Origin of the sequence: Vibrio sp. Isolate23 (assembly GCF_022398095.1) — a bacterium.
Lineage (GTDB): Bacteria > Pseudomonadota > Gammaproteobacteria > Enterobacterales > Vibrionaceae > Vibrio > Vibrio coralliilyticus_A.
On sequence record NZ_JAKEUV010000001.1, the window covers coordinates 577,097 to 595,270 of the forward strand.

At 47.1% G+C, this 18,174-nt stretch carries 14 protein-coding genes; 11 read left to right on the plus strand and 3 right to left on the minus strand.

The window, feature by feature from the left end:
* Nucleotides 1-85: 85 nt before the first annotated feature.
* The 3 genes from ppsA to L1D31_RS02600 all read left to right on the plus strand — a co-directional run bounded on the left by ppsA (nucleotide 86) and on the right by L1D31_RS02600 (nucleotide 4,765).
* Complete coding sequence (gene ppsA, locus L1D31_RS02590) at nucleotides 86-2,458, plus strand: phosphoenolpyruvate synthase (RefSeq protein WP_239835525.1); 2,373 nt, start codon at nucleotides 86-88, stop codon at nucleotides 2,456-2,458.
* Between the two features lie 469 nt (nucleotides 2,459-2,927).
* On the plus strand, nucleotides 2,928-4,298 hold the full coding sequence (locus L1D31_RS02595; protein WP_239835526.1) for a YjiH family protein: 1,371 nt from the start codon (nucleotides 2,928-2,930) through the stop codon (nucleotides 4,296-4,298).
* 131 nt (nucleotides 4,299-4,429) lie between these two features.
* Nucleotides 4,430-4,765 (plus strand): hypothetical protein, encoded by a 336-nt coding sequence (locus L1D31_RS02600; protein ID WP_239835527.1) that lies wholly within the window; start codon nucleotides 4,430-4,432, stop codon nucleotides 4,763-4,765.
* Nucleotides 4,766-4,768: 3 nt separating this feature from the next.
* On the opposite strand, the gene L1D31_RS02605 is transcribed toward L1D31_RS02600, so the two are convergent.
* Nucleotides 4,769-5,533, minus strand: a complete 765-nt coding sequence (locus L1D31_RS02605) for a ferredoxin--NADP reductase (protein WP_239835528.1) — start codon at nucleotides 5,531-5,533, stop codon at nucleotides 4,769-4,771.
* Nucleotides 5,534-5,703: 170 nt separating this feature from the next.
* Between L1D31_RS02605 and L1D31_RS02610 the strand changes: the two genes are divergently transcribed.
* The 6 genes from L1D31_RS02610 (at nucleotide 5,704) to L1D31_RS02635 (ending at nucleotide 13,486) form a co-directional block, all read left to right on the plus strand.
* Nucleotides 5,704-6,141 carry a thioesterase family protein gene (locus L1D31_RS02610; RefSeq protein WP_239835529.1) on the plus strand — a complete coding sequence of 146 codons (438 nt, stop codon included), beginning with the start codon at nucleotides 5,704-5,706 and terminating at the stop codon, nucleotides 6,139-6,141.
* 68 nt (nucleotides 6,142-6,209) lie between these two features.
* The gene (locus L1D31_RS02615) at nucleotides 6,210-6,587 is read left to right on the plus strand and encodes a hypothetical protein (protein WP_239835530.1); all 378 of its coding nucleotides are present in this window, start codon (nucleotides 6,210-6,212) and stop codon (nucleotides 6,585-6,587) included.
* 84 nt (nucleotides 6,588-6,671) lie between these two features.
* Nucleotides 6,672-8,030 carry a TolC family protein gene (locus tag L1D31_RS02620; protein WP_239835531.1) on the plus strand — a complete coding sequence of 453 codons (1,359 nt, stop codon included), beginning with the start codon at nucleotides 6,672-6,674 and terminating at the stop codon, nucleotides 8,028-8,030.
* Between the two features lie 10 nt (nucleotides 8,031-8,040).
* On the plus strand, nucleotides 8,041-9,747 hold the full coding sequence (locus L1D31_RS02625) for an efflux RND transporter periplasmic adaptor subunit (RefSeq protein ID WP_239835532.1): 1,707 nt from the start codon (nucleotides 8,041-8,043) through the stop codon (nucleotides 9,745-9,747).
* A 2-nt stretch (nucleotides 9,748-9,749) separates the two neighbouring features.
* Nucleotides 9,750-12,878: an efflux RND transporter permease subunit gene (locus L1D31_RS02630; protein WP_239835533.1), complete on the plus strand. Its 3,129-nt coding sequence runs from the start codon at nucleotides 9,750-9,752 to the stop codon at nucleotides 12,876-12,878.
* A 62-nt stretch (nucleotides 12,879-12,940) separates the two neighbouring features.
* A complete protein-coding gene (locus L1D31_RS02635) occupies nucleotides 12,941-13,486 on the plus strand; it encodes a cupredoxin family protein (protein ID WP_239836363.1) in 546 nt (181 codons plus the stop codon).
* Nucleotides 13,487-13,528: 42 nt separating this feature from the next.
* Here the strand turns inward: L1D31_RS02635 and L1D31_RS02640 are convergent, their stop codons facing one another.
* Together L1D31_RS02640 and L1D31_RS02645 are read right to left on the minus strand one after the other, a co-directional pair.
* Nucleotides 13,529-14,761, minus strand: a complete 1,233-nt coding sequence (locus L1D31_RS02640; RefSeq protein WP_239835534.1) for a hypothetical protein — start codon at nucleotides 14,759-14,761, stop codon at nucleotides 13,529-13,531.
* 277 nt (nucleotides 14,762-15,038) lie between these two features.
* On the minus strand, nucleotides 15,039-15,887 hold the full coding sequence (locus tag L1D31_RS02645) for a pirin family protein (RefSeq protein WP_239835535.1): 849 nt from the start codon (nucleotides 15,885-15,887) through the stop codon (nucleotides 15,039-15,041).
* A 212-nt stretch (nucleotides 15,888-16,099) separates the two neighbouring features.
* Between L1D31_RS02645 and L1D31_RS02650 the strand changes: the two genes are divergently transcribed.
* Together L1D31_RS02650 and L1D31_RS02655 are read left to right on the plus strand one after the other, a co-directional pair.
* Complete coding sequence (locus tag L1D31_RS02650) at nucleotides 16,100-17,401, plus strand: alpha/beta fold hydrolase (RefSeq protein ID WP_239835536.1); 1,302 nt, start codon at nucleotides 16,100-16,102, stop codon at nucleotides 17,399-17,401.
* 93 nt (nucleotides 17,402-17,494) lie between these two features.
* Nucleotides 17,495-18,172, plus strand: coding sequence for a hypothetical protein (locus L1D31_RS02655; protein ID WP_239835537.1), 678 nt, complete (start codon nucleotides 17,495-17,497; stop codon nucleotides 18,170-18,172).
* The last annotated feature ends 2 nt before the right edge of the window (nucleotides 18,173-18,174 follow it).

Here is an 18,174-nt window from a genome sequence, read left to right on the forward strand (position 1 = left end):
GCTTTGAAAAATTGTTAAAATTTTTTGAGCCCACGCGTAATCGTTTGCCTTTCCCTACAAAGCTGCAATGTTTCTGGAGAAAGACATGCAAAAGAACACCCTCTGGTTCAATAGCCTATCCATGGAAGATGTCGACAAAGTCGGCGGTAAAAACGCTTCGCTTGGAGAAATGGTTTCAAATCTATCGAATGCTGGCGTTTCAGTACCGAATGGTTTTGCGACTACTTCTTACGCGTTTAACCAATTCCTTGATTATGAAGGTCTGGATGAACGTATCCACCAACTGCTCGATGAACTAGACGTTGAGGATGTAGAAGCTCTGCGCAAGACAGGTGCCACCATCCGTCAATGGGTTTTAGAAGCTCCCTTCCCTGCTGACCTAGAGCAGGATATTCGTAACGACTACCAAGAACTGATTGAAGGTAATACCGAGCTTTCAGTCGCCGTTCGATCTTCAGCAACTGCTGAAGACTTGCCGGATGCCTCTTTCGCGGGCCAGCAAGAAACGTTTCTTAACGTAAAAGGTATCGATGCTGTACTTGAAGCAACGAAACACGTTTACGCATCTCTGTTTAATGACCGCGCTATCTCCTACCGTGTGCACCAAGGTTTTGACCACCGTGGTATCTCGCTGTCTGCGGGTATCCAACGCATGGTGCGCTCAGATAAAGCCTCTTCAGGTGTTATGTTCACCCTAGACACTGAATCTGGCTTTGATCAGGTTGTGTTCATCACTTCCTCTTGGGGTCTAGGGGAAATGGTCGTTCAGGGTGCAGTAAACCCGGACGAGTTCTACGTTCACAAGCCAATGCTTGAAGCGGGTCAGCATCCGATTGTTAAGAAGACATTCGGTTCTAAACTTATCAAGATGATCTACTCGGCCAACCAAGAAATTGGCAAGCAAGTCGATATTATTGATACCTCAGCACAAGAGCGTGAGCAGTTCTCTCTTAATGACGAAGAGATCAAAGAACTGGCAAAACAAGCGATGATCATCGAAAAGCACTACCAGCGTCCGATGGATATCGAGTGGGCGAAAGATGGCATTGATGGCAAGCTTTACATTGTTCAAGCTCGCCCAGAAACCGTATGTTCTCAAAGCGAACAGAACGTGATTGAGCGTTACGAGCTGAACAACAAAGCAGAAGTTTTGGTCGAAGGCCGTGCTATCGGTCAGCGTATCGGATCTGGCCCAGTACGTCTGGTTGACTCGCTAGACCAAATGTCTTTGGTTCAAGATGGCGATGTGCTGGTTACTGACATGACTGACCCAGACTGGGAACCAGTAATGAAGAAGGCCTCGGCAATCGTCACCAACCGTGGTGGCCGTACTTGTCACGCAGCTATCATCGCGCGTGAGCTCGGTATTCCAGCAATCGTTGGCTGTGGCGATGCCACATCTAAGCTGACAGACGGCGCTACCGTTACTGTCTCTTGTTCTGAAGGTGAGACAGGTTACGTTTATCAAGGTGAGCTGGACTTTGAAGTGAAGCGTTCTGCGGTTGATGAACTGCCACTGCTGCCAACTAAAGTGATGATGAACGTCGGTAACCCAGATCGTGCATTCGACTTCGCGCAGATTCCAAACGAAGGTGTTGGCTTGGCGCGTCTTGAATTCATCATCAACAAGATGATTGGTATTCACCCGAAAGCACTGCTGAACTTCGATGCACAGAGTGACGAGCTAAAAGCAGAAATCACTCAGCGTATCCGTGGCTATAAAGATCCTATCGATTTCTACGTTAGCAAGCTGACTGAAGGTATCGCGACTATCGCGGCGGCATTCTGGCCAAAACGTGTCATCGTTCGTATGTCTGACTTTAAGTCCAACGAGTACAGCAACCTCGTTGGCGGTAAAGGTTACGAACCGCATGAAGAAAACCCTATGCTGGGCTTCCGTGGTGCGTCACGTTATATCTCACCTGTATTTGAAGACTGTTTCGAGCTAGAAACTCAGGCGATTAAGCGTGTTCGTAATGAGATGGGTCTGAAGAACGTTGAAATCATGATCCCATTTGTGCGAACTCCGAGCGAGGCTGCATCGGTTATCGATCTTCTTGCGAAGTTCGATCTGCGCCGTGGCGATCAGGGTCTGAAAGTCATCATGATGTGTGAGCTACCATCTAATGCCGTGCTGGCAGACGAGTTCCTCAAGTACTTTGACGGTTTCTCAATCGGTTCTAACGATATGACTCAGCTAACACTGGGCCTAGACCGTGATTCAGGCGACGTGGCTCACCTGTTTGACGAACGCAACCCTGCTGTTAAAGCCATGCTGCAAATGGCTATCGATGCTGCAACTAAAGCTGGTAAATACGTCGGTATTTGTGGTCAGGGTCCATCTGACCATGATGATCTGGCTGAATGGCTAATGGATCAAGGTATCAGCTCTGTGTCACTCAACCCAGATACTGTGATTGATACTTGGCTAAAACTTGGCCAGGTAAGCGGCAAATAAAACGGCTCGATAATTGAGTAAAAACCGCCTAGTCTGACTGGGCGGTTTTTTGTTTTCACGATTAAATCGCTGACTTTATTCTCTCAAAATGTCTATTTATCCGATTTCGACATTTTTCTCTCTACCCACTTTAATTCACCTAAAAACGCTCAACACCTTGCCCCACCTAGCGGCTCAACACTGAATTTATGAGTCCCACCTCTATTATTCAAAATAAAAATAAAGACCACACACAGTTCACGGTTGCAACATAATTTCAATCAAATTAACATCAGCAAAACAAAAATCCACCATTGAACGAAAATAGCACATTTAATCATGAATATTTAGCGGTTTTTATTGAATAGTATTGCAAAGGTATTCAAAAGACAGTAGGCTTGCGCCCGATGATTAAATGCAGATGTATAGTGAATATATATGCCAGGTGGATTGGCCTATCATATTGACTAGTAGTAACACGAGAATTGTAATGCAGAATAACGCTCAATCTATCAAACAGACGAAAGGTAAAGGCAACTTTTGGATGTTCTTTATCCCTTCTTTACTGGGTCTGTTTCTTTTCATGGCGCCGATTAGCTATGACGGTGATATCACCATTCCAGTCGCCGTACTGGCAAAATCCATCCAAGCTGTATTTGGTGATCACCTTGTAGGTATGGTCACTTCTATCATCTTATTTATGGCGGCAACATCATTGCTATGTCGTATTAAGAACCCTGCATTTATTGCTAACAACCCATTTTTGAACAGTCTGTTTAACCCAAGCCCTCTTTGGTTGGCAGTGCGTGTTATTGGTGGTCTTGCTGTTGCGATGACCTTCTTCCAGGTTGGCCCTGAAGCCGTATGGGAAGAAAATACTGGCGGCCTAGTACTAGAAGGTTTGCTGCCAACGCTATTCTCAGTATTCATCTTTGCAGGTCTACTGCTCCCACTGCTACTTAACTTTGGTTTGCTAGAGCTGTTTGGCACACTGCTAAGTAAAGTGATGCGCCCAGTGTTTAACTTACCTGGTCGTAGTGCTATCGACTGTATGGCTTCTTGGCTTGGCGATGGCTCAGTCGGTATCCTGCTGACCAGCAAGCAATACGAAAACAAATTCTACACACAGCGCGAAGCGGCTGTCGTGGGTACAACATTCTCAGCAGTATCCATCACGTTCAGCTTAGTCGTTCTTGCTCAGGTTGAACTAGAGCACTTGTTCTTACCTTTCTACGGTGCAATCTGTCTGGCGGGTATTGTCGCGGCAATCATCATTCCTCGCTTGCCTCCTCTAAGCATGAAGAAAGACGCTTTCATCGATGGCACTAAGCCAGCAAAAGATGCCGATGCTATTCCTTCAGGCCATACAAGCGTGTCTTGGGGTATGGAGCTGGCACTGGCGAAAGCGAGCCAAGTGAAATCATTTAAAGATGTCTTTGGTGAAGGCGTGCGTAACGCGGTAGACATGGTATTTGGCGTGCTACCTGTAGTAATGGGTCTAGGTACGATTGCTCTAGTGATTGCTGAGTACACGTCGGTGTTTAGCTTCCTAGGTCAACCATTCATCCCGTTCCTTGAGCTATTAGGCATCCCAGAAGCGGCAGCGGCCTCTGAAACTATCGTGGTTGGTTTTGCAGATATGTTTATCCCAGCGATTCTAGCGTCGTCTATTGATAACGAAATGACACGTTTCGTCATCGCTGCTATGTCTGTCACTCAGCTGATTTACATGTCTGAAGTTGGTGCGCTGTTACTTGGCAGCCGTATCCCAGTGAACATCTTTGAACTGTTTGCTATCTTCATTCTACGTACTTTAATCACACTGCCTGTGATTGCTGGAGTCGCCCATCTGATTTTCTAATCTCAGATTGCCAATCAATCTTTTTTCAAAGGCCCTTTCAGGGCCTTTGTTTTACCTGCCAACCTAGATCAGCAAAATAAAGTCTCTTACCTATACTTAAGTTAATTTGAGAGGTGGTAAAGGAGGGAGAGATGAGCCCTTTACTTTTGCACGTGCTATTGCTGACAACGCCCGCACCAACAGTCGATGCGAGCTCTTTACCTTTGAAATGTCGCCTACTCCATACTGCTGACAACTTTTGGTTTTATCGCGAGCAGATGGTGTATGAAAGCGAGCAGTTTGTGATCTTCCAAAACTTTAAAGGCCGAGTTGTCACTCAAGTGGACTTAAAAACCAATGAGTTGATCAGAACAACCTACATTGGCGAACCTTACGATCCCAAGTATCAGATCTTGCTTGGATTATGTGATAAATCCAAGCACACGGTTGAAATGTGGAAACTCAAACAAGTTCCCTACGATAATTGAGCCCTACCAATAGCGCTCAAAAGTAATATTACCACCTGTCGCTCGACGGAATTTTTCTAACCCAAACCCTTGCAGAGTCTTGGTGGTCTCTTTGATCATTTCTGGGTTTCCGCACAGCATGACAAAGCTGTTCTCCTGAGTGAGCTCTGCCTGCGCTCTTTCTTGAATTTCACGTTGATCCAACAGCTGAGGAATGCGGCCATACAAGGCGTTAGGGCACTGCTCTCTTGACACGACAGGCACATAAACCAAACGCCCTTCATATTGTTCAACTAACTGCTCAATCAAGTATCGATACACTAAATCTTTTTCATGCCTCACACCATGTACCAAAACAATCTTTTCATACCCCGGGCGAACATTAATATCATCAAGTAAAGACAAGAAAGGACCGATTCCTGTCCCCGTTGAAAGCAGCCATAAGTCTTGAGTCGGTTTAGGGATGGAGCTCAAAATTAAATCCCCGTAGGCAGTAGTTCCTACGTAGATAGAATCCCCCTCTTTCAACTGCTGCAGCTTGGGAGTCAGTTTACCTTCTGGGTTGGATACAATCAGAAATTCCAGTATATCGCTGCTGTTGAGTGGTGCGTTGACGACTGAATACGCTCGGCTGACCAATTGGCCATCATCGTCATATAGTGCAAGCTTAGTAAATTGGCCCGCTTTAAAGGTGAGAGGGGCGCCAGTAAGGCGTAAACTGAATAACTCTGGCGTCCAGTCAGTACGCTTATCGACTTTGGCGAGATTAAAACCATCGGGTGCGGTCATTGCAGATCCTCCATCAGGTTACCTCCTTAAAACCTACTCCTCTGATCTGTATAAGTAAAGACGGGTATTGACTTAGTTATTAAAGATCACATTTTGATAACATTTTCTCCAAACCACTTGATTCAGCATTAGAATAAAAGCTCTTTGAAAAACCAATGCAAGGAACACGCATGGAATCGTTACTAAAAGGCTTTCCTGTCATCACAGAAATTCCGGTCGCTTGGGGTGAAATGGATGCTCTGCAACACGTCAATAATGTCGTCTACTTTCGCTACTTTGAAACCGCAAGACTCGACTACTTTGAGCACATCAATCTTCTCGTCAACCTAAGCCAAAGCCATATCGGCCCAGTATTGGGCGAAACAAGCTGCCGCTATAAAATGCCCATCACCTATCCAGACACTCTGATGATAGGCTCTAAAGTCGTCGACATTCAGGAAGACAGATTCACTATGGAGTATCAGGTTGTGAGCAAGAAAGTCGGTAAAGTCAGTACCGTAGGGCGCGCCACCTGTGTGATGTTTGATTTTAAAAACAACTGCAAAGCAAACTTACCTGAGCAAATCAAACAGTCCATTTTAAATTTAGAAGCGACGGCAGAATCCTAATACACCGCTTGACCTTCCCCCTAGGGGAAGCTTTATGCTAGCCGAGTCATCGTCATTTTAGGTTACGTATGGGCTTCCCTTCGATTCGTAAATACTGGATTCTATTTATCAGCATGAGCGCCATGTTGGTATCCAGTTTTGCTACTAGCGAAACCCTAATGACGTTCGAAATGCTCAGCGATTCCGGTAGCAAGCAGGTTCACTGTGGCATGGCAATGAACATGAGCTCAGCGCTGACAGATTCTTCAATTCCATCAGACCATTGTGAAACCAGCGAAGAGATGGTTCATAACTGTTGTAGCGTGATGTGTGCAACGGTTTTCGCCCCCATTCCCCGAATTGATAAACCTCTACTAATCTCGACTCAGTTGGCTCTGATCCATTCAGATGTCCAAGGTCAGGTCATTACCCGTTTAAGCTCACTCTATCGCCCTCCGATAGCGTAATCCGTTCTCTGTTATCGACTCCCAGCCTATGGCTTTGGGAGATGGTTTTTCGTGCCTGTTAGGCACTCGGAAACGGACAATAAAGTGAAAATCAAACCAAGGATTCTGGCGCTTTCTGTCAGCGCCGCGGTCTGGTTTGCGCCTGTATCAGCAAGCAACTTGCAAGAGCAGGCTCACCAGCCGCAAGTCGTGCTATCACAATTGATCAGCATGGCACTCAATAACGACAGCAATCGAAAGCAATATTTTGCTCAGTCACAAGCTTTGCGCGAGACCGGCGTTGCCAGTGCCACGCTAATGGACCCCAAAATCAAAGTTGGCTTCGGTGGCCTACCTGTAGACAGCTTCAAATTCGACGAAGATCCGATGACGAACATTTCCGTCGGATTGATGCAACAATTTGAGCGTGGCTCGACACTGGAGTTACAACAAAAGAAAAGCAATCAACAAGCGGATGGCGTCGGTTTACAAATTGATGCCCGAGAACTGGATGTCATTAACAGCATGACCCAACTCTGGCTTGAACTGGGTTATCAGCAGCAGGCGAAAACCATCATGCTGGAAAACCGTCGTTTGCTCAAAGAAATGGAAAGCTTCATTCAGACCAACTATTCGATTGGTAAAAGCGAAGCTCAGGATCTGCTCAATGCTCAGCTTCAAGTGAGCAAACTGGATGAGAAGCTTCAGGCTAATCAGCAGATGCAACAGCGCTTGATGGCCCAGCTTTCAGAATGGTTGGGAACCAATTGGTCTGAACAGATTCAGAACGTCAGCGCATCCAATCAACTTAACTGGGCCAAGCTCGACCAACAGCTGAACGAGAACCTAGCAAGCTCCGAGTATTATCAGCAGCTCAGCCTGCACCCAATGGTAAAAATGGCCAGCCAAACTATATCCACTTCCGAAACTCAGGTTGAAATTGCACAGCAGGCTTACCAACCTCAGTTTGGCGTTGAAGTCATGTACGCCTACCGTCAGGCCAACGGCATGATGGGAGAACCTGCATCAGACCTGGTCAGTTCCTATCTAACCATGGACATTCCTCTGTTCACGGGAAACCGTCAGGACAGAAATCTCGCTGCGGCTCAATATCAGGTCGGCGCGGCCAAGTCCCAGAAAGACACGTTACTGGCTCAGATGAATGCCAAAGTCAACGCCTTGCTTGTCGACCGAACCAATTTAGCCCAACGACTAGAACGGTATCAGTCCACCCTTCTTCCTCAGGCCAACGCACGAATTCGCGCAGTTGAGCGAGGTTATCAGAACAACACGTCTCAATTTAACGATGTCATTACGGCCTCTGCCGATGAGCTTGCCCTGCAACTCGAACAGCAACGTCTGATTGCAGATTTAAACATTGTGAACAGCAACTTAGCTGCCCTACTGGACGGTTTTGATTATCAAGTTGAGCCAGTCACTTTGGCTCAAGGCGAACAAGAATAAGGTATCTGACATGAAAACATTACAAATCGCTGCTATCGCTCTGTTGGTAGGAGGCGCACTGGGCTATTCCGCTAATCATTTCCTAGCCGGATCTAGCATGGGAATGGACGCCAGGGCGGAGTCTGGTTCTTCTAATTCTGCTGAACCTCTCTACTGGGTCGCACCAATGGACCCAAACTACAAACGAGATAAACCCGGTAAGTCACCAATGGGCATGGACTTAATTCCAGTTTACGCCGAAGACATGGCGGGAGAACAAGATAAACTCGGAACCATTACGATTGATCCGTCGGTAGAAAACAACCTCGGCGTCAAGTCCGAACCCGTTACCCTAGAACCTCTCTCCCCTCGCATTGAAACAGTCGGTTACATTGCGTTTGATGAAAGCCAACTGTGGCAAACCAACGTACGCGTCGCGGGTTGGGTTGAAAAACTGTTCATCAATGCGATCGGTGAGAAGGTCAACAAAGGTGATGTGCTGTTTACGCTCTATTCACCTGAGTTGGTGAAAGCGCAGGAAGAGTTACTTAATGCCTCTCGAACCGGTCGAACCGGCTTAGTCAAAGGAGCCACTGAACGACTCGTGACACTAGGTGTAGACCGTGCACAGATTAAAGCGATTCTAAAACGCGGTAAAGCGTCACAGACGATAGAAATAAAGGCACCAGCTAACGGTGTGATTGCAAGTTTAAGCATTCGCGAAGGGGGGTATTTGTCACCCGCGCAAGCTGTGATCAGCGCTGGCCCGCTGAACAATGTTTGGGTAGACGCAGAAGTATTCGAACGTCAGGCGCAATGGATTAAAGCTGGCAGCGAAGCTTCGATGACATTGGATGCCATTCCGGGCAACGAATGGCAGGGTAAGGTCGACTACGTCTACCCGATTCTTGATCCTAATACTCGTACTCTGCGCGTCAGACTTAAATTCCCTAACCCAGATGGCGAGCTCAAGCCCAATATGTTCGCCAACATTGCTCTTCAACCTGTCAGTGAAGAGTCGGTACTGACTATTCCTAAATCTGCGGTAATACGCTCTGGCGGCATGGCTCGCATCGTTCTGTCACAAGGCCAAGGAAAATACCGCTCTGCTCGCATAGAAACAGGCCGCGAAGCTGGAGATCGGGTTGAGGTTTTGCAGGGCTTAACCCAAAACGATCAAGTGGTGACTTCCGCACACTTTATGCTCGACTCTGAATCCAGCCAATCTGCCGACCTTGCGCGCATTAATGGTGTTGAACCCGATGAGGAGACCGTTTGGGCTAAGGGAGAGATCACCGATGTCATGGCTGATCATGGCATGTTGACGATCAACCACCAGCCGGTACCTGAATGGGATTGGCCGGGCATGGTCATGAACTTTACTCTCGCTAAAGACGTCGATACGAGTGCATTCACAACAGGCCAAAGCATAGAGTTTGAAATGCAAAAAACCGAGTCTGGCCAGTACGAAATTGTCGACTACAAAGTGGATGACTCTGTTGTTGCTGGCGAGCTTTGGTTGCAAGGCGATATTTCTATGCTGATGGCCGACTTTGGCATGATCACCTTAAACCATCTCCCTGTGGCAGAGTGGAACTGGCAGGCCGGTGAGATGAACTTCTCCGTTGGCGATGAAGTGGATCTATCAGGTTTTGAGGAAGGTCAGCGCGTTCGATTTCTAGTTGAACGACAAGGTGCAGAATACCTGCTCAAGCAATTGGCGACGGATGAGGGCTAACAATGATCAATGCAATTATCCGTTGGTCAATCAGTAATAGACTCCTAGTATTGATTGCCACCTTAGCTATTGTTTTGGCTGGTCTTTACAGTGTAAAGAATACGCCTGTAGACGCAATTCCTGACTTATCGGATGTTCAGGTTATCATCAAAACCAGCTATCCGGGTCAAGCACCTCAGGTTGTCGAGGATCAGGTCACTTATCCATTAACCACTGCCATGTTGGCTGTACCGGGTGCAGAAACCGTCAGGGGATACTCTTTCTTTGGGGATTCCTATGTCTACATCATCTTTAATGATGACACCGATATGTACTGGGCCCGCTCGCGCGTGCTGGAGTATCTCAGCCAAGTCGCACCAAACCTGCCTTCCAATGCCAAACCAACGCTGGGACCTGATGCCACTGGGGTTGGCTGGGTTTACAGCTATGTTCTTCAGGATAAAACCGGACAACACGATTTAGCCCAGTTACGCAGCTTGCAGGATTGGTTCCTCAAATACGAACTGCAAACCGTTGATGGGGTATCGGAAGTCGCCACTGTAGGTGGTATGGTCAAGCAATATCAGGTTCAGATTGACCCCGCCAAACTGCGTGCTTACAACCTGACATTACAACAGGTTAACAACGCGATTCAAAACGGCAATCAGGAGACAGGTGCTTCCGTGATTGAGGTCGCTGAAGCCGAACACATGGTACGCACCACAGGTTACCTGACTAGCATCGAAGATATCCGCTCACTGCCACTTAAGGTAACCGAAAAAGGCACCCCGCTTCTGTTGGGTGATGTCGCGGATATTAACCTTGGCCCACAAATGCGTCGTGGCATTTCTGAACTCAACGGTGAAGGAGAAGCTGTTGGTGGTGTGATTGTGATGCGCTTCGGTGAGAATGCCAGTGAAGTGATCGCCAAAACCAAAGCCAAACTGACCGAGCTGCAACGCAGCTTGCCTGAGGGAGTCGAAATCGTCCCGACGTATGACCGTTCTACGTTGATCGACTCTGCGGTAGAAAACTTATGGAAGAAACTGGCTGAAGAGTTCATCGTGGTTGCGATTGTCTGTGCTTTGTTCCTGTTCCATATCCGCTCATCTCTGGTTATCGCTTTGAGCCTACCAGTGGGTATTCTGACTGCGTTTGTGATCATGCATTGGCAAGGGATTAACGCCAACATCATGTCATTAGGTGGTATTGCCATCGCCATTGGAGCCATGGTCGATGGCGCAATCGTGATGATAGAAAACGTTCACAAGCACATTGAACGCACTCCGCTCACCGATAAGAATCGCTGGCAAGTCATTGGCAAGGCCGCAGAGGAAGTCGGCGCACCGCTGTTCTTTTCTCTGCTAATCATCACGTTGAGCTTTGTTCCTGTGTTTGCTTTGGAAGGTCAGGAAGGGAAAATGTTCTCACCACTGGCATTTACCAAAACCTACGCCATGGCGGCCTCTGCTGGCTTAGCGATTACGCTAGTGCCTGTTCTGATGGGCTATTTCATTCGTGGCAAAGTGCTCCCAGAACACAGAAACCCAGTCAACAAAGAGTTAGTCTCGCTTTACAAACCCTTGCTCAACCTGAGCCTGAACTACCCTAAAACCATGATCGTCATTGCGATGGGACTTATGGCATCGGCTTACTACCCAACCAGTAAGCTTGGCAGCGAATTCATTCCTCCACTCGATGAGGGTGATTTGATGTACATGCCGACCACCTATCCGGGCATCTCGATTGGTAAAGCACGCGAGTTGTTACAGCAAACCAATAAGCTGATTAAGAGCGTCCCTGAGGTTGAAACGGTATGGGGGAAAATCGGACGCGCCGAAACCGCAACCGATCCAGCACCGCTGACCATGATTGAAACCGTCATACAGCTGAAACCTCGCCAGCAATGGCGTGAAGGTGTAACCACCGAATCGCTGCGCAAAGAGTTTGACGATTTAGTGCAGTTCCCCGGGCTAACCAATGCGTGGGTCATGCCAATCAAAACTCGCATTGACATGCTGGCAACCGGCATTAAGACACCAATTGGGATCAAAATTGCAGGCCCTGACCTTAACGTCATTGAACAAATAGGGGCAGAACTGGAGCCTATTCTCAATCAGGTCAATGGTACGGCGTCTGTTTATGCTGAGCGTGTCGCCGGTGGACGCTACGTCACTATCGATATTAAGCGTCGCTCTGCCGCTCGCTATGGCCTCAATATAAAAGATGTTCAACGCGTGATTTCCACTGCGGTGGGAGGCATGAACGTTGGGGAAACCATAGAAGGCTTAGAACGCTACCCGATTAATGTTCGATACCCGCAAGACTACCGTGATTCAGTGGTGAAATTACAGAACCTACCTCTGGTTACCCCAAATGGCGCTCGTATCGCACTGGCTGATGTGGCTGATATTCGTTACGAAGACGGCCCACCGATGATCAAAACAGAAAACGCTCGCCCTAATGGCTGGGTATTCGTTGATATCGATGGACGAGACCTCGGTTCGTACGTTGCCGAAGCACAACAAGTCGTGGCTGATCAGCTCAATCTGCCCGCTGGCTATTCTCTGGCTTGGTCAGGTCAGTATGAATATATGGAACGAGCGAAAGAACGCTTAAGTGTCGTGGTACCGATAACTCTGGCGATCATTATGCTGCTGCTTTACTTCAGCTTCCGTCGCATTGGCGAAGTGCTGATCATTATGATGACTCTCCCTCTCGCCATGGTGGGTGGCTTATGGCTGATGCACTACCTTGGCTATAACTTCTCGATTGCCGTTGGGGTCGGCTTTATTGCCCTCGCGGGTGTCGCCGTCGAAATTGGCGTCATCATGCTGGTGTATCTCAACCAAGCTTGGCACTACAAAAAGCTGGATGCCCAAGGGCAGAATCATTCCGTTACTTCCGATGATCTGTCAATGGCGATTCGAGACGGCGCAGGCCTCAGAGTTCGACCTGTGATGATGACAGTTCTGACCGTCATCATAGGTCTTGTGCCAATCATGTACGGCGAAGGCACGGGCTCTGAAGTCATGCAACGAATCGCCGCCCCTATGATTGGTGGAATGGCATCGGCGCTGCTACTCACGCTTCTGGTACTACCGGCCATTTTCAAATTGTGGAAACAAAGAGAAATCTCACGTCACTCATAACCATAGAACTATGTCCCCGTAGCTCAGTGCTTTGGGGCACCCTACTACTTAAGGAACCAATGATGAAAAAAACAATTCTGGCACTTGCACTGACTCTGGCTAGCACTCAAATTCTCGCTCAAATGGATCACTCATCCATGGAGCATTCCAAAATGAATATGGAAGGTATGGACCACTCGAAAATGATGGGCGATATGAAGGGGATGGACCACTCACAAATGAACATGGGCGAGATGTCCGATGTCGGTATGCCTGCCAAAGGTGCTAAACCAGACAAAGTGGTCCACGTGATCCTAGACGATGATATGAGCATTACATTCAAAAAAGAGGTGGATATAGAACCGAATGACGTGGTCCAGTTTGTGGTTATGAACAAAGGGAAAATCGAGCATGAGTTCTCCATTGGCTCAGCGCAAGAGCAACTCAAGCACCGTGAGATGATGAAGAAAATGGGCAACCACGCTCATGATTCTGGTAGTACAGTGACGGTTGCTCCGGGCAAAGCCAAGCAGTTACTGTGGCATTTCCATGGTGACAATAACGTTGAGTTTGCCTGCAACATCCCAGGACACGCGGAAGCTGGCATGGTCAAATCAGCAGTATTGTAACGCTCCCAAGCCTGCCAGCTGTTGCTGGCAGGCCGTCTGACGTCAGTCAAAGTGCTTCATCGGATATAAAGTGCCAGCTTTGGGCTGCTGTAAGTGACTCGGTAACGCGATAACATCATCAAAGCCCGCTAACGTATAAACTTTTTCGGAATTGGGAATATTATTCTTTCCTTCTCTTAGATGTGCCACGTTGTTGCGGTAAATCAGATTCTCAGCTCCCGGAGCTTGATGCTTGCTCGACTCCCCTGTCGCAATCAAGGGCCAATGATGGCTCCACGGCAACTGAATCAGGTTGTGTTCAACTAAATTTTTCCCACCATCGCCATTGTGAAAGTTCACATCCACTTCAAGGTGATTGTCATAAACCACATTGTATTTGGCTTGTTGATGTAAAGTTAAATGGCGAATTTTTCGCACCCTCTCGTTCGTCACTAAAATGTACTGACCGCGTATATCGTAATAGCAGTTACCGTTAATTCCCTTGTTGTAGCAGCGGTAGATATCATTACCGCGAAATGTCAGGTGTGAGGTATCGCTAGCTGCAAAGATGGGGTTCGTTCCTGCTTCAAACATGCGGGTATCTTGTACCCAAGAATCATGACTCTTTTCAGAAAACTTAGCCAAGCCGACATAGAGGTTTGGATCTGATACAGGTTGGTTTTTGTCTCCGGTTCGAGCCACCTTTACATCATTGGTAAATGGCCACGCAGATTCAACATGAGGCTCATCGAAATTGTTTCTATCTAGAGGCTCAAATCCGTCAACCGCAAGCTGAATCGTCATGTTCTCCAAACCCACCCCAAAGACATCCGAGAATTGGAAAGCAAATCTATCTGTACCATAGCCTTGCCAAGTATTACGCATGGTTACCAGAACATGTGTCTCTATTTTGCTGCTGCCGCGCAATACTACGTTTGAGCGCATCTCCACCGTTTTATCCAGCAAATAAACACCCTCTTCCAGTATTACTATTCCTCCGCCAGCACGCGCCACTTTATCCATTGCCGTTTGAATATCGTCCTTAGGCGTTATCTTCGCAACCACTCGTTCAGGATCAAAACATGGAATTCCACCTCTGACTCCAGCCTTCGTCCATTCTAGGCTCAGCGGAAATCGTTGGTCATACCGGCTGACATCAAACTTCCAATTCGCATCTCCAACCCGACTGCCCGCAGTGCACGCCGCCCAAGCAGATGGCCAGGTTATCAGGCTCAAAGTGGTTATAAGGAAAAGAGACGCTCGACGTAATACCGTAAACGAGAAGGGGATAGACATACTTTAACTCTGTTCAAAGTTGATCTTCTGAGCATAGAGACAAAACGGAGTAATCATTAATAGTTAACAATGATTAACCTTTAAGTAGGTCAAAGGGGGTTTCTAAAAAATCAAAAGAAGTAAATAAAGAAAAAGCCACGTATCTTAGACACGTGGCAAAACAAAAAGTGAATGGCAGTGGATTATTCGCTTCTTGCGTTTTATAGCCCCCAAGTTCAGGTGCTAATACTTAAAGTTTAGACGAAATAGTGCAACTATCTATTCATACGGTTTAATATCAATATTTTTCAAACTCACCGTTGTTGTAGTCGCTGATCGCTTGTTCAATTTCTTGCATGCTGTTCATCACGAACGGGCCATAGTGCACAACGGGCTCATCAATCGGTTCACCTAGGAAAATCAGCACACCGCTTGTGCTGTTTGCATTCAACTCAGCGACTTCTCCAGAAGACAAAAGTGCCATCTCACCTTGTTGCACCCTGCGTTCTTTAACACTAATTTCGCCCTGATAAACATAAAGCATCATGTTAAATTTCTGCGGCGTAAGTAACTTAATCTTCTGGTCTGTTTCAGAACGCCAGTCTGAAACTGATAAGGGCACTCCGGTTTTGCTCAGCGGGCCTTGTTGTACGTTGCCTTCAACGGATACCTCACCTGCTAGAACGCGTAATACGCCAAGGCTCTCATCTTGATATTCTGTGATAGTTTCAGGCTGAAAGTCATGATACTGAGCGGGTTTCATCTTGTCGCGCGCTGGCTGGTTTATCCAAATTTGGAATCCATGCAACTCGCCATCCTGCATGATAGGCATTTCACTATGAATCACACCTCGACCAGCCGCCATCCATTGAGCGCCACCAGAACGTAATTCGCCGACATTGCCCATATGATCTTTATGTTGGAAATGCCCTTTCAACATGTAAGTCAAGGTTTCAATGCCACGATGAGGGTGAGGAGGAAAGCCACCAATGTAATCGGAACGTTGATCAGACTTAAGCTCATCCATCATCAAAAATGGTGAAAAGTTGGCGTTATTAAATCCCGCAACGCGGCTAATTTTGACTCCATCACCATCAGATGTGGCGTGGGCTGAAATGATTTGACGGATTTCTCGAAGCTGGCTCATTGTTTTTCTCCTCAAGAGTGATAAGTACAGTCTATCTTCCTCTGGTCGAAACTTGAGCTTAAGGATTCGAGCTAGTTATTCAAAATATTTGAACAGCGATATCATCTCATCCAGTTGAAGCTTACCCCCTTTGTCGCTCCGATTTAACCTGATAGGATTGGTTATCCGCTTCAACCGGAGTAAAGTAGCCTACTTCACAAAAGGAAATAATAATGAACGCTCAAGCATTTATCGACGCAGGACTGCATTACATCCCCCACTCATTCACTGTGCCATTAGATTACTCTGCCCCGGAGAAAGGACATCTCGATATCTTTGCTCGTGAAGTGTCTCTCGTTGCAGACAAGAATTCGTCAAAACCGTGGCTGGTTTATTTTCAAGGTGGGCCAGGATTTCCATCACCACGCCAAAACGGCAATAACGGATGGATAAAACGCGCGTTGCAAAACTATCGCGTGTTGTTGCTTGACCAACGCGGCACTGGTAACAGTTCGGTTGTTAATCACCAAACATTGGACCATTTACAGCCGCAACAACAGGCTGAGTACCTGAGTCATTTCCGCGCCGACAACATAGTGCGTGATGCGGAATTCATCCGTGAACAGTTCGGTGTCGATAAATGGGCTATCTTAGGTCAGAGCTTTGGTGGTTTCTGCTCTCTGACTTATCTGTCTCTGTTCCCTGAGAGCTTGTCGAGAAGTTACATCACTGGTGGCGTACCCTCTGTTTCCCGTCACCCAGACGATGTCTATCGTGCGACGTTTAAGCGCACGATGGAAAAGAACCAAGCCTTTTTCAGCCAGTTTCCTAAAGCACAGCAATTATGTCAGCAAATTGCCAATCATATTCTGCACAACGAAGTGTACCTGCCCAATGGCCAGCGTTTAACCGTTGAGCAGTTCCAACAGATTGGGATTAACTTTGGCATTAGTGATACATTCTTGCCTACGTATTATTTACTTGAAAATGCATTGATCACCGTAGAAGGGAAACCTCAACTACGCTATGAATTCCTCAATAGTATGCTCATGGAGCAGAATTTCCAGACCAATCCAATTTATGCCATTTTGCATGAGTCCATCTACTGTCAGGGATTCGCCTCACAATGGAGTGCACATCGCATCCGTCAGGAAAACGCAGCGTTCAATTATCAGCAAGGGCAAGACTTTTACTTTACTGGGGAAATGGTATTCCCATGGATGTTCGACCAATATGTAACGCTAAAACCACTCAAACAAGCCGCTGAGTTGTTGGCCGAAAAGCAGGACTGGCCTCCGCTGTACTGTGGAACTCAGCTTTCACAAAATAAAGTCCCTGTGAGCTGCGCGGTTTACGCCGATGATATGTTTGTTGAGATGGATATCAGCCGCGAAACATTGTCAATGATACCTAATGCCAACGCATGGATTACCAATGAATACGAGCACAACGGATTGAGAGCCGACGGCGAGCATATTTTCGACAAACTGTTCGAGATGGGCGAACAAACTGCCGCCAATCTGTCATTGATATAATGAAATCAAGGCGAACACCGAGATCAATGGTTGGTGTTCGCCCTATCAAATCGTATAATTTCCTTATTAGTCTGTTATTGCTGGATTCAGAACATGTCTTCAAAGTTTATTGAACGAGCCTGGTCTCATCCTTGTGTCACTATGGAAGAAAAACTCGTCTTACTCGCTCTGGCAGAATTGTCCGATCGAAGTGGCGCGGTGATTACCACCATGGCAGAGCTACAAGAAATGACCAATGGTTCTGAATCCACGATTGATCATGTCCTTGGTAAACTGGCGGTTGAACAAGCCATTATTTCCTTGAGCAAGACATACACCCGTAAGCAAGGCAATATTAAGTGCAAAGTGAATGTGGGTAACCAGCATTCTATTCCGGTGTATGCTACTTCAGAACCGATTGCCAAGGTGCCGCAATTCCACAAGACTCAAGTCAAACCACTCAATCCCTCTGGTGCAAAGGGTAAAACGATTAACGTTGAAGAGCTGTCACCGAATGTCATTGAGTCTTGGGCGGAGGTCATTATGTTCCGTAGTGGGTTCGCCAATCAAACCAACGTTTGGGCAAGTTTCGTAGAGAAAGTTCAAGCCATTGGTCAGCCGTTGATGAACCAAGACGATCTGAACAGTCGTCTTCACGCACACCTGCACACGGAAAAGAGTTATGGGCAAGGCAAAGGTTTCAGTAATAAAAAGCCAGCAGCGACGAAAATGTCCCCCAACCAAGCCTTCAAGAAAAAGATGGCAAACTTCAACTTTGATTTTGACGATTAGGT